General features: G+C 30.7%; 15 protein-coding genes. All 15 read right to left on the bottom strand.

The features are described from left to right. Positions 1-29 precede the first annotated feature (29 nt). Positions 30-1,262, bottom strand: coding sequence for a murein hydrolase activator EnvC family protein (locus AC0L4B_RS04405; RefSeq protein WP_473438717.1), 1,233 nt, complete (start codon positions 1,260-1,262; stop codon positions 30-32). A 3-nt stretch (positions 1,263-1,265) separates the two neighbouring features. Next, the gene (lolB1, locus tag AC0L4B_RS04400) at positions 1,266-2,045 is read right to left on the bottom strand and encodes a lipoprotein insertase outer membrane protein LolB1 (RefSeq protein WP_473438716.1); all 780 of its coding nucleotides are present in this window, start codon (positions 2,043-2,045) and stop codon (positions 1,266-1,268) included. After that, positions 2,045-3,409, bottom strand: coding sequence for a tetratricopeptide repeat protein (locus AC0L4B_RS04395; RefSeq protein WP_473438715.1), 1,365 nt, complete (start codon positions 3,407-3,409; stop codon positions 2,045-2,047). Before AC0L4B_RS04395 ends, lolB1 begins: the two co-directional genes overlap by 1 nt. Before the next feature lie 60 nt (positions 3,410-3,469). Continuing rightward, positions 3,470-4,489 carry a sugar phosphate nucleotidyltransferase gene (locus tag AC0L4B_RS04390; protein WP_473438714.1) on the bottom strand — a complete coding sequence of 340 codons (1,020 nt, stop codon included), beginning with the start codon at positions 4,487-4,489 and terminating at the stop codon, positions 3,470-3,472. A 2-nt stretch (positions 4,490-4,491) separates the two neighbouring features. Continuing rightward, positions 4,492-5,442 carry a tetratricopeptide repeat protein gene (locus AC0L4B_RS04385; RefSeq protein ID WP_473438713.1) on the bottom strand — a complete coding sequence of 317 codons (951 nt, stop codon included), beginning with the start codon at positions 5,440-5,442 and terminating at the stop codon, positions 4,492-4,494. Positions 5,443-5,448: 6 nt separating this feature from the next. Beyond that, positions 5,449-5,883, bottom strand: coding sequence for a dUTP diphosphatase (gene dut, locus AC0L4B_RS04380; RefSeq protein WP_473438712.1), 435 nt, complete (start codon positions 5,881-5,883; stop codon positions 5,449-5,451). Between the two features lie 40 nt (positions 5,884-5,923). Then, positions 5,924-6,457: a hypothetical protein gene (locus tag AC0L4B_RS04375; RefSeq protein WP_473438711.1), complete on the bottom strand. Its 534-nt coding sequence runs from the start codon at positions 6,455-6,457 to the stop codon at positions 5,924-5,926. Positions 6,458-6,459: 2 nt separating this feature from the next. Continuing rightward, entirely contained in the window at positions 6,460-6,690 is a 231-nt protein-coding gene (locus tag AC0L4B_RS04370) for a lipopolysaccharide biosynthesis protein (protein ID WP_473439395.1), read from the bottom strand. Continuing rightward, on the bottom strand, positions 6,690-7,349 hold the full coding sequence (locus AC0L4B_RS04365) for a lipopolysaccharide biosynthesis protein (RefSeq protein ID WP_473438710.1): 660 nt from the start codon (positions 7,347-7,349) through the stop codon (positions 6,690-6,692). The genes AC0L4B_RS04370 and AC0L4B_RS04365 overlap by 1 nt, the downstream gene beginning before the upstream one ends. A gap of 83 nt (positions 7,350-7,432) precedes the next feature. Continuing rightward, positions 7,433-7,885 carry a hypothetical protein gene (locus AC0L4B_RS04360; RefSeq protein ID WP_473438709.1) on the bottom strand — a complete coding sequence of 151 codons (453 nt, stop codon included), beginning with the start codon at positions 7,883-7,885 and terminating at the stop codon, positions 7,433-7,435. Positions 7,886-7,980: 95 nt separating this feature from the next. Beyond that, positions 7,981-9,348, bottom strand: a complete 1,368-nt coding sequence (locus tag AC0L4B_RS04355) for a hypothetical protein (RefSeq protein ID WP_473438708.1) — start codon at positions 9,346-9,348, stop codon at positions 7,981-7,983. A 67-nt stretch (positions 9,349-9,415) separates the two neighbouring features. Then, positions 9,416-9,613 (bottom strand): hypothetical protein, encoded by a 198-nt coding sequence (locus tag AC0L4B_RS04350; RefSeq protein WP_473438707.1) that lies wholly within the window; start codon positions 9,611-9,613, stop codon positions 9,416-9,418. Positions 9,614-9,755: 142 nt separating this feature from the next. Beyond that, positions 9,756-10,616, bottom strand: coding sequence for an ATP synthase F1 subunit gamma (atpG, locus tag AC0L4B_RS04345; RefSeq protein ID WP_473438706.1), 861 nt, complete (start codon positions 10,614-10,616; stop codon positions 9,756-9,758). A gap of 123 nt (positions 10,617-10,739) precedes the next feature. Continuing rightward, positions 10,740-12,320: a F0F1 ATP synthase subunit alpha gene (atpA, locus tag AC0L4B_RS04340; protein ID WP_028288792.1), complete on the bottom strand. Its 1,581-nt coding sequence runs from the start codon at positions 12,318-12,320 to the stop codon at positions 10,740-10,742. 29 nt (positions 12,321-12,349) lie between these two features. After that, positions 12,350-12,886 (bottom strand): ATP synthase F1 subunit delta, encoded by a 537-nt coding sequence (gene atpH / locus AC0L4B_RS04335; RefSeq protein ID WP_473438705.1) that lies wholly within the window; start codon positions 12,884-12,886, stop codon positions 12,350-12,352.

Here is a 12,886-nt window from a genome sequence, read left to right as displayed (position 1 = left end):
TTTATCTCTTTTTAATAAAGTTATAAATTTTACATTTTATAAATCCATTCGGCTGGATTGATTGAGCTATTGTTTTTATACAAACTAAACCATAAAAGGGTTTCGCCAGTACCATCTGTAAACACTTCGCCAATCTGTTGTTTAGTAGCTACCTTATCTCCCGTTTTGACATAAATCTTTTTAAGGTTGTGGTAAGCTGTTATATAATTACCATGCTTTATTAAAACTGTTGGGTTACCACGTTTTTGAACAATAATTTTTAAAACTTCTCCTTTAAAAACGGTTCTTACTATTGCATCTTTTTCGGTAGCAATACGCACACCTCTACTGTTTATAGATAGTGACGCATCTGTTGGATGACGTTGGATACCATACTTTACCTTAACCAAACCTTTTTCGACTGGCCAAATTAATTTCCCTTTATTGCTTAAAAAATCTGCTGCTAATAGTTTAGCTTCAGGCGTTAAAGCAAAAGTTGTAGATGATTTAGCATTAGTATTAGTTTTACCTGCTTTTTTATTAGAATTAGCAATAGCTTCCTTAATTATTCTGTCAATCTCACGATCAATTGCTTTAGCTTCTTTTTGCTTTTGTTTAACCTGAGCAGTATATTTTTTAAGGTCTTTTTTAATAGATGCCATGATTTGCTCATGCTGTTTCATATCTACCTCTAAAGCTTTTTGTACTTCTCTATTTTCTGCAATAAGCTTGTCTTTATCTGCTTTTTGTTTACTTAATTCTAAATTTAAACTTTGCAGTTTAGCAGCTTTTTGTTTAATATTTTCACCTTGTTGCTTTTGGTATTTAGAGTACTGATTCATGTACTGTAAACGCTTATAAGCTTGTCTAAAGTTATTAGAAGACAATAAAAACATTACGCGACTTTGACTACTTTTATTTTTGTAGGTATTACGTATAGTTTTAGCGTAATTATCTTTTAAAATGGCTAACTCTTCTCGAAGATTAGAAATCTTTTTTTGATTAGTATTAATAGACCTGGTTATTAAATTAGCTTGTTGATTGGTTACTTTAATTAAGTTACGTCTAACATTTAATTTATAATTTAAATCCTCAATTAAAGAAGTTTGACTTTTATGTTTAGACTGATTTTTAAATAACAAATTATTAATTTGTTTAATCTGATTTTTAATCTCTAAACGCTGAGCTTCTAATTGGTCTATTTTATTTTTTTGCGCTAAAGCGGAAGTATTGCCTAACAACACTAAAAATGTAATACTTAAAAGTAGTAAACGAAGCTTCATATATTACAACTCAATTTTTGTAAAACCAGATGGTATTTTAAATGGAAAACGAATGTTTTCATTCAACTTTACCGATTTTAATTCTAGATTAATCTCTAATTCGTCTTCGTCCTCTACAGCCAAAATTTTAGTCTGTTCTGGTATTGTTTTATTATCTACTTCTTGATAAGTTAAATAATCAATATGCAAAATACGCTTATTTGAAGGCTGAGAAATCTCTTGAGAATCCATTTTAAAATGACTAGGATTTACAAACAAAAACAACTCGAATAAATCACGTTGCTTTTTAGGTTGTAAAATATAAGATTTATCGTTTGCAGATAATTGATACTTGTCGTCGTTTAAATTAAATAACGATTGTCCCAACAACATGTTTTGAACTTTATCAAAATCTAAGTCTGTCCCTAAAAGGTTACTTAAATAATCAAAATCACCATCAAAATAGGTGTTATCCCATTTATTATAAAAAGCGACTCTAGTTGGCGTTATTAAAGCTCTAACTATTGAAACAGGAGTGGATGTAATTAGTATTTGCTTGTCTTTTTCAATTTTAAGACTAACGGTATAGTTTTGAGAACTACCTTTTTGAGTTGTTCCTATTTTAAGTCTAGCAATTAAAGTGGTAAAATCTATATTTGCATTAACACTGTTTTTAATAAGCTGTTTAACTTTTAAACCAGAATCAACTTGACCATCAGCCACTAATGTTTTGGATCCTTTACAGCCAGAAACTATTAGTATTAAAACTAATACAGTAGCTGCTATGTGTGTTTTAAATTTCATTAATTGATACCTTCTAATTTTTTAGCTTTATCTGTAAACGTCTTAGCTTTAGATAAATTGTTATTTATTGTATGTGCTTTAGCTAATTGATTATAAAAATCAATTTCCATTTTAGTGTCATCTATAATATAATCTAATCCAGTTTCTAAACTGTTTATAGCTTCTTTTGAACGGTTTAAGTAATTTAATGCTACACCATTTGCCAAATATAATACTGGTTGCGCAGGAAAAATTTCTAAACCTTCATTACTACGCGCTACAGCTAAATCAAATTGTTTTAAGTCTATATGTAATAAGATTATATTGCGTAAAATACCAAAATTTTCTTCTTCTTTTTGTAAAGCTTCCTCATAAAAACTTAATGCTTTTTGTTTTTCACCTTTAAGCAAATAATATTGTGCTAACTCTACTAGTGTTTTACCAGAAGATTCAATTTTAGTTAACATAGAGGTGACCTCTACCAAATCTTGCTCATACTGTTGATTTTTACTAACAAATTTGACAAAATCTGCTAATACTTTTATTTTGGATTCAGGGTTGATTTTAGAACTTTGTAAAGCCACTTTCATTGACTTAATCGCTTTATCATTACTACCTTCTTCTAAATAAAATTTGTACAAAGCTAAGTGTACTAACTCTGACTTTGGGTTTACTTCAAGTAATTTTTTAGCGGTTTCAAACGCTTTTTTAAGGTCTCCACTTTCACTGTAACGATAAATTAAACGTAAGTAAGTATCCTCTGATTCTGGATTTTTATTTACACGATCTTCTAAGTTGGCTATTTGGTCTTTTTTACGTCCTGTTGCGTTGTAAATTCTATTACGTAAAATGTCTCGCTCTTTGTTAATACCTAACTCGTCATCCAGTTCGTCTAAAATTTTAAGCGCTTCTTTAAAATCGCCTGTTTGCATATAGATATTGGCTAAATCTTCCTTATAATCCGGATGATATTTAACCAATTGTTTAACCGTTTTTATGGCTTTTTTGTATTCTTTTTGCTGAATGTATGTGCTATACAATTCATCTAAAAACCATTCGTTATCTGGTACTTTAGCGACTGCTTTTTTTAGTGCATCCTCTGCTGCCCCAAAGTTTTTTAAACTATTGTAGTTTTTACCTAATTCAAAATATAAAATAGCATCACTATCGTCCAAAGCAATACATTTTAAAAGGTTGTCTACTGCACGTTGGTAGTTTTCTATCCCTTTTTGTTTTAGAGCTTCAAAAAAATGCTCTTGAAAAGCATCTGAAACATCACCTAAATCATCGTTAGGTTTAGCGTCAAAATCCACTTGCGCAATATTTACCTTTGGAAACAAAAGTAAACCAAGCGTAATAAGTACTATGTAAAACTGTTTTTTCATGTTTTTGGATGCTGCGCTAAACACTAACTGATTTTATATTTATATAAATAATGAGGTTGACTATTCTAAAACCGAATAATCGCCAATACTAATTTTGGTAAATTTACCATCATATTTAACATGGTTACCAATCATAGCTTCGTCTAAATTAGCATTTTTTATAGACGTATGATTTTGTATTAAGCTATTTTTAACGGTTGAATTCTCTATAACACAATCATTTCCAACTGAAACGTAAGGTCCAATGGTCGTGTTTTTTAGCACAACGTTTTCACCAATATAACAAGGTTCTATAATTGTTGAGTTTTCATTTTTTACGGTAGATGCTACTAATTGTTCTTCTCCATCTGCTGTTAAAAAACCTAACATGCGTTGATTAGTTTGAAGTGTAATGTTTTTGTTTCCGCAGTCCATCCACTCGCTTACTTCTCCAGTTTTAAAAACTTTACCGTCTGCCATCATCCCTTTAATACCATCGTTAATTTGGTATTCTCCACCATTGATAATATTATTATCTAAAACGGTTTGAAGCTGATCTTTAAGCTGGCTAACTTCTTTAAAATAATATATTCCAATAACTGCTAAATCACTAACAAATTGTTCTGGTTTTTCAACAAGCTCAACAATTTCTTTATTGTCGTTTAATTTAACTACACCATAGGCTTCTGGTTGTTCTACTTGTTTTACCCAAATAACAGCATCTGCCTCTGGATCAAGATTAAAATCTGCACGTATTAAAGTATCTGCATAGGCAATAACTGCTGGTCCAGACAGGCTGTCTTTAGCACACATAATTGCGTGTCCTGTACCCAATGGTTTATCTTGTCTGTATATAGACGCTTTGGCACCTAAACTGGTTGCTAAATCTTTTAAACTAGCAACAACATCATCACCAAACCAAGCTGGATCACCTAATACAAAAGCAACTTCTGTAATGGGTTGGTCTAAAACTTTTGCGATATCTTTTACTAATCTGTGGACAATTGGTTGTCCTGCTACAGGAATTAATGGTTTTGGTACTGTTAAACTGTGTGGTCTTAAACGAGAACCTCGTCCTGCCATCGGTACTATTATTTTCATATTTAATTGTCTGTAATTTGAATATTATATTTTTTTGCTATTGTATTGAATACGTCTTGTTTACCTTCCTTTTCTAAATTTTCATACAAAATAGCGATAAATGTTTCGGCATCTTTTTTATAAGGGGATTCCATTTCAAGATACAACACGTAAGCATGCATCATATTATCTAAAGCATTTTCAAAATCGTTATCCAAAGCATAAATACGTCCTAAACCATAATAAGTTTCCGGATCATTTTTAAAAACTTTGCCATATTGCCTGTATGCTTTCTTAGCTTTATCAAACTGTTCTAGATAACCATAAGTAACTGCAATATTCATTAAAGGCATTCCTCCTTTTGGATCTATTTTTAGTGATTTTTTATAACACTTAATTGATTCTTTATAATCACCTAATTCTTTATAAGTACGACCTAAATTGTCCCAAGCAAATGCAAAATTTTTATCTTCTTTTATAGCTTTTTTATAAAACGAAACTGCTTTTTTAAACTCTTGATTATCATAAGCAATTAAACCTTTATTGTAGTATTCTGTAGCTTTTTCTTTATTTGAATATGAGTTTTCTAAAGCTTCGTCTTCTGTAAAATAGATGGTTTCCATGTCTCCACAGGTATCTAACAGATAGAATTCTATTTCTTGATAATCTGCATCAGATATCACGATATTTAGTTTATCTGAAGCAATAGTTAAAGTGTCTGTTTTAGTTAAAGACGCATTGACTTTGTCAGAAACAGCAAGCATAGATTTGTTAATTTGCCAAGCCATATTTGCAGAGGTTATGCAAGCTTTAATCTCTTCGCTTTTTTGAACTTTACTTAAACTTGTTTCAATTTCACCAATACAATCACATGCGTCATAAGCAACGTCAACAATTTTTTCTGAATTGTCTTGTGCAAATACAGTTGCATTACTAATTAATACTATAGTAATTATTGTGATGATTGATTTCATATTATTTTATTTAGTTCCGGTACTACCAAACCCTCCTTCTCCTCTGGAAGTTTCAGATAAAGTTTCTACTTCTATCCATTCTGCACGCTCATGTTTAGCAATTACTAACTGTGCAATACGTTCACCATTTTCAATTTTAAACTCTTGGTTAGATAAATTAACAAGAATGACACCAATTTCTCCTCTATAATCTGCATCAACAGTACCAGGTGCATTTAATACTGTAATTCCTTTTTTTGCAGCCAAACCACTTCTTGGCCTAACTTGAGCTTCAAAACCTATGGGTAACTCTATAAATAAGCCTGTTTTAACGATTGTACGCTCCAAAGGTTGAAGTACTATAGGGTTTGTTATATTAGCTCTTAAATCAAGTCCTGCTGAAGCTATCGTTTCATAATGTGGTAATGCATGACTAGATTTATTTATAATTTTAATTTTCATGTGTTTACTTGCTTCTGTTTAACCTGAATTTCAGGTTAGTTTAATTTCTATTTAATAAACGTTTTATTTCTTTCTTTTCAAAAAGAACTATTAACCCCAAAAATACTAAAACTATAATAGTATTAATATAATAGTTAGCTTCTGTACTTAATGCTACAATAGATAATACTATAGCTATAAACAAGTAACCTAAAATTTGTTTTAAATTATAAGGTACTGGATAATGTTTTTGTCCTAGTAAGTAAGACAATGTCATCATGATTCCGTAAGCTGCTAAAGTTGTCCAAGCTGCAGCAATAAAACCAAATTTTGGTATTAAAGCAAGATTTAGACCAATGGTTACAATTGCACCTACAATAGATAAGTACATTCCGTATCTGGTTTTGTCTGTAAGCTTGTACCAAATAGCCAAGTTAAAATAAATACCTAAACATAAATTAGCTAATAAAACTATTGGTACTATTTGTATGGCTTGCCAATAACTAGAATCTGTAACTAACAAGGCTTTAAAAATATCTAAATAAGCAATTATAAAGACAAGCATTAAGCTACCAGCTATTACAAAATACTTCATGATTAATGCGTAGGTCTGTTTGGCATTTTTTCTTTTGCATGAGAAAAGAAAAAAGGCTCTGCTCCTAACCTAAAAGCTTGAATAAAAATAGTCATAAACATGGCTATTTTATAACATCCACTATAAGCACCATTAATGTCTTTATCTAGTAAATTAGGAATGATCCATTTATCAAAATTCTCATTAACAACGTAGGCTAAACCAGCAACCATAATTGGCCAACCGTAATTAATTAATTGTTTAAAAATAGGCTTACTAAACTGAAGTTTGGTTTTAAAAAATAAGGTAGCAACAATATTAACGTCATTGCACTTGCTGCCAGATTCGCAATAAAAATATATTGGACTAAATCTGAAGTATCATACCAAGAAAATGACAAGTTAAATTTAGGAATAAACCAAAGGAAAAAATAATTAAGTAAAACATAAATTAATATGTTACTAATTTTTATTGCTGCAAATTTAATTGGTCGTCCTGTAGCACGTAAATACGCAAAAGGTGCAACTACTAATGTGTCCAAAACGATGACACCAATTAATAAATTAAAATATTTTTGAGAGATGCCAAACATACTAGATAGTTGTTGACTATAAAGCAACATAGCTATTAAAAACAAAAAAGTAGTAACGACTAAACTGATAAACGTAGTAGAAAATATCTTATCCTTTTCTTTAGATTTAGTAAAAAATCTAAAGAAAGCAGTTTCCATTCCATAGGTAAGTAGCACATTAAAAAATGAGGCGTAAATATAAAAGGTAGTATTATCAGAAAAGCTTGTGGTTTTTAAGTTACCAGTGTGAAGAGGTACTAAAACAAAATTCATAAGACGAGGTAATACAGTTGCTAAACCATAAATTATAGTGTCTTTGAAAAACTTTTTTAAAACGCTCAAGAGTTTATTAAAATTTGGTTGAAAATATTGGTTGACTTATTTATATATCGAAACTAAACGAATGACTAAAATTAGTCACTTATTTACCTTGTTTTGGTGGTGCACTTGGAAAATGTTCCATTTTTTTCTGGAATTGAATCAATTTTCAGGTACTTAATCCTTCCGTTATCTAAATAGCTTACTACAGCTTCATTTTGCTTTAATTCAAAAGTTGAATCATTTGTATTTTTTTCTAATGTCTCTTTTTGATTAGCTTCTGTTAAAATACGACCAATATAAAGGTTTGGCCTATTAGGCTTAGTTTGTAAAGCGACTTTTTGTCCTCTAAAATATAAACTATCTAACTTAAACTGTGTATCAACAGGTATAAAAACATTAATACCAGAGCCTCCACCTTTAACGCCTGCTACCCATTTTTGATAGTATGCTTTATCTGTTTTAAAGGCTGCATTTTGTTCTAGTTTCTGAGCTGTAGAACATTGCATAAAAAATAAACCTGATAGTATTGATAAACTGATAAATTTTATAAACTTCATAATAGTAATGTTTGTATAAAGGTAATTAATCAAAATGTATTCCATAAAAAAACCTTATTCAAATTGAATAAGGTTTTACATATATTTTGAATTGTCTATTTAATTTTTAATTCTCCTAAAGCATCTCCTTTTTTATTTCCTCCATAAATTAAAAAAGTATTTTGAGATTTTCTATAATGAGTTGATGGTCTTAAAACAATTTGTTTTTTCTCAAAATCTTCAGGATCTGTACGTTTAAGTTCACCTGTTTGTTCATTAAATGAAAAAGCAACAGGTATCATTTTATTAAAGTTTTTTACTTTTTTTACATCATCAATATCAGTTATACCTATGTTTTTAGGATCGTCATTTACAACAACAGTTAATTGTCCATTATGATAAATTGGTATGGCACTTAAATACTCAGGACCACTCCCTAATAATGCTAAAGGAAAATAAGCTGATGCTGATACAGATACTCCTCCTGAACTTCCTCCAAAACTCAATGAAAACCCAAGCTCTGAAACTGTTACCTGTTGTTCTTTAGGGATTACATTACTCCAATCTAAGGTTCCGTCTTTTTTTAATGCTGTTACTATAATTTCGTTAGTGATATAAGTAATGGGTGTAACAGACAATGGTCCAATACCACCAGATCTTCCAACTTGAACTAATTTAAATTCCGATAAAACGATTACTCCACCATTATCTCTTTCTACAAAAGCAATATTTTGATAAAAAGGTTTTAAATCTTTACCTTTTTTGGCTCTTCTTTCTCCAATTAGTTTCGTTTTAACATCAACTGTAAAATCATTAAATGTTTGTTTAATTATTTCTCCTGTATTATAATTAAGACTAATATCATATATACCTTCAACTGTATACTCTGCTTTACCACTTTTTTTAAGTGCAGAATAAAAGCCAATAGCATGTAAAGTATTATCTGTTTCAATTAGATTACAGTTTAAAGCACGTTTACCTTCTAGGGTAATATTAGTAACCTTTTTCTTATAATTATCTTTTACTAAGTATGAATGTATTGTAATATTATTGATGCTTGTTTTTTTCTTTTTGTCTCTAAAGCTTTCAGTAGTTGCTATTAAAACATCACCATGCTCATTTACTTGTACGTCAGAAAAGTCGAATAGTTGTCTGTTTTTCTCTTCAAAAACAACTTCATAACTGTCATGTAGTACTTCTGTTAAATTATCGTCCAATAGCGTTACTGTATATTTTAATTGTTCTTTTCTAGAATTAATACCAACATGTGCTATTAGATAATTAAACTCATCATAAGAGCTAGTAAACACAAAACTACCTCGTTTTTTCTTGCTTTCTACTTCAACAGATAAAACATTAGTTGTTTTCACAATTTTATTACCAACTATTTCTTTTGCTAAAAAATTATAAGTCTTTGCTTTCTTGTCATAATATGACACCATTAAGAAGATTTTTTCTCCAACAATAGCTAAATCTTCAACCAAAAGTTTACCTCCATTTTTTTTATCAAAACTTAATAAAGAACTCGTTTTAAAAGCTTTTGTTGAGGCATCAAAAGTTTGTAAAAAATACTTCTTTTTTTCTAGCTAAAGCAAAGATTGTATTGTCTTTTTCTCCTGCTATTTTTATTACGTCTCCATCACTAGAGGTAATTGTTTCACCAAAATCGAGATCGATATTACCGACTTTTAATTGTGCTGAAACTGATGAACAAATTAGTAGTAAGAGAAATGGGATAATTTTTTTCATAAGGAATATATGGTTTGTTAATTGTTAGGTGAACAAAATAACTATTTATATCTTAACAAAGATTGTTTTTGCATAAAAAAACCTTGCACAAAAAGTACAAGGTTTTTATTTAAAATTCTGTAAGTAATTACAAAATAAACTATTAGTTATTTAAAGCTTCTGCTCCACCAACAATCTCAAGGATTTCGTTTGTAATTGCTGCTTGACGTGCTTTGTTATAAGTCAATTTAAGTTGATCTCTTAACTCAGTTGCATTATCTGTTGCTTTGTGCATTGCAGTCATACGTGCTCCATGCTCGCTTGCAAAACTATCTCTAATACCCTTATATAATTGAGTTTTTAAAGATTTAGGAATTAATTGTTCAACAATTTCAATTTTTGAAGGTTCAAAAATGTAATCTGAGTTAGCTTCTTCTTCTGTTTCAACAGGTACAATTGGTAAAAATTGCTCTGTCATTACAATTTGTGTCGCTGCATTTTTAAACTTATTGTAAACGATTTCGATTTTATCAAATTCGCCTGCACTAAATTTATCCATTAGCATCTGTGCTATATCAGCAACATTATCAAACGTTAGGTTGTCAAATATTTGACTTTGATTGTCAATTACAAGTCCTGTTTTTGAAAACGCATCATTAGATTTTTTTCCTATTGCTAATACAGACACTTGTTTTCCTGCATAAACATTAGAAATCAGGTGTTGAGTTTGTTTAATAATGTTAGAATTAAAAGCACCACATAATCCTCTGTTTGAAGTTATAGATACAATTAATACATTATTAACCTCACGTTGTTCTGCAAATTTACTTCCTGCATCTTCGTTTAAAGTTGCACTTAAACTTTGTAAAAGCTCAGTTAACTTATCTGCATAAGGACGCATTGCAGTAATAGCATCTTGAGCTTTCTTCAATTTAGCAGCAGAAACCATTTTCATGGCACTAGTAATCTGCATCGTTGACGATACTGAAGATATTCTATTACGTATTTCTTTAAGATTAGCCATTCTTTATTTTTATAAAGACTCTTTGGTATTTTTCTGATTAAAGCAGAAAGTCATCCAGAGTGACATTAGTTTAAAATTTAAACTTAGAGTTGTAGCTTATACTACAACTCTAAATCTATAATATTATGCTCTATATTTAGCTGATAATTCTTTACAAACAGTAATTAAAGTGTCTGTAACTTCATCAGTTAATTTACCTGCTTTTAAAGTATCTAAAACACCTCTGTGCTTAGCGTTTAAGAATTCAAGATAATCTCTTTCAAATTCTTTAATTTTATTAACTGGTACGTCTTTTAATAGGTTTTTAGATCCAGCATATATAATTGCTACTTGATCCTCAACAGTAAATGGATCGTTTTGACCTTGCTTTAAGATCTCTACGTTACGTTTACCTTTTTCAATTACATTTAAAGTAACCGCATCTAAATCTGATCCAAACTTAGCGAAAGCTTCAAGCTCACGATACTGTGCTTGGTCTAATTTTAAAGTACCAGATACTTTTTTCATTGATTTAATCTGAGCATTACCTCCAACACGAGATACAGAAATACCTACGTTAATTGCTGGACGAACACCAGAGTTAAATAAATCTCCATCTAAGAAAATTTGCCCATCTGTAATAGAAATTACGTTTGTTGGGATATATGCTGAAACGTCTCCTGCTTGTGTTTCAATAATTGGTAATGCTGTTAAAGATCCACCACCTTTTACGATTGGTTTTAACGACTCTGGTAAGTCATTCATTTCTTTAGCAATACTATCATCATTGATGATTTTTGCAGAACGCTCTAATAATCTTGAGTGTAAATAAAATACATCTCCTGGATACGCCTCACGTCCTGGTGGACGTCTTAATAATAAAGATACTTCACGGTAAGCAACTGCTTGTTTTGATAAATCATCAAAAACAATTAAAGCTGGTCTACCAGTATCTCTAAAATATTCTCCAATAGATGCTCCTGTCATTGGTGCATAAACTTGCATTGCAGCAGGATCTGATGCGTTTGCAGCTACTATTGTAGTATATGCTAAAGCTCCTTTTTCTTCTAAAGTTTTAGCAATTAAAGCTACTGTTGAGGCTTTTTGACCTACAGCAACATATATACAGTATACAGGCTCACCTGCATCGTAAAATTCTTTTTGATTTAAGATCGCATCAATACAAACTGCAGTTTTACCTGTTTGTCTGTCACCAATTACTAGTTCACGTTGACCTCTACCAACTGGAATCATAGCATCAATTGCTTTAATTCCTGTTTGCAATGGTTCAGTTACTGGCTCTCTGTAAATAACTCCAGGAGCTTTACGCTCTAGAGGCATCTCATAAGTAGTTCCAGCAATAGGACCTTTACCGTCAATAGGATTACCAAGTGTATCTACAACACGACCAACAATACCTTCTCCAACTTTAACAGATGCAATACGGTTAGTACGTTTTACTGTAGATCCTTCTCTAACACCTCTTGCTGTTCCTAAAAGTACGATACCTACGTTATCTTCTTCAAGGTTAAGTACGATACCTTCTGCACCACCTTCAAGCTCTACTAACTCACCATACTCTGCATTAGAAAGTCCGTAAGCACGTACAATACCATCACCTACTGTTAATACTGTTCCAACTTCGTCTAATGAAGCGCTTGCTTCAAAACCTGAAAGTTGTTGTTTTAAGATTGCTGATACTTCAGCTGGTTTTACTTCTGCCATCTTATTATTTATTTAGATATAAATATACCTTAGTTTACTGTAAATTCTCTTTTTAACTTGCTTAATTGGTTAGCGATACTTGCGTTATATTGCGTATCTCCAACACGTAATATGAAACCACCTAAAATGCTTTCATCTACAATATTTTTTATTGCTGCTTCTTTACCAGTTAGCTCCTTAACTTTAGCCAAAACTTTAGTTTCTAAAGCATCTGTTAATGGAACAGCTGTTGTAACGGTTGCAATTTGATTACCTTTTTGGGCTTCTAACAAAATAATGAATTTTGAAGCAACTTGAGGTAATAAATCTGTACGTTTATTAGCAACCAAAGTATCTATTAAATTAACAGTTACTGGATTAATCCCTTTAAAGATTTCTAATAACGCAGATTTTTTTACGCTTGAACCAATTACAGGACTGTAAAGCATGTCTTTTAAATCTTTACTTTGCGCAACAGTATTGTTTATTAACTGCATATCATTATTTACAACGTCTGCTGTGTTTTGATCTGTAGCTAAGCTTAAAACTGCTTTTGCATAACGTATTGCTGCTCTTTCTCCTGTCAT

This window comes from Olleya sp. NP1-10 (assembly GCF_055804415.1).
Note: the sequence above shows the minus strand (reverse complement) of the source record. Positions and strands in the feature narration are given on the sequence as shown.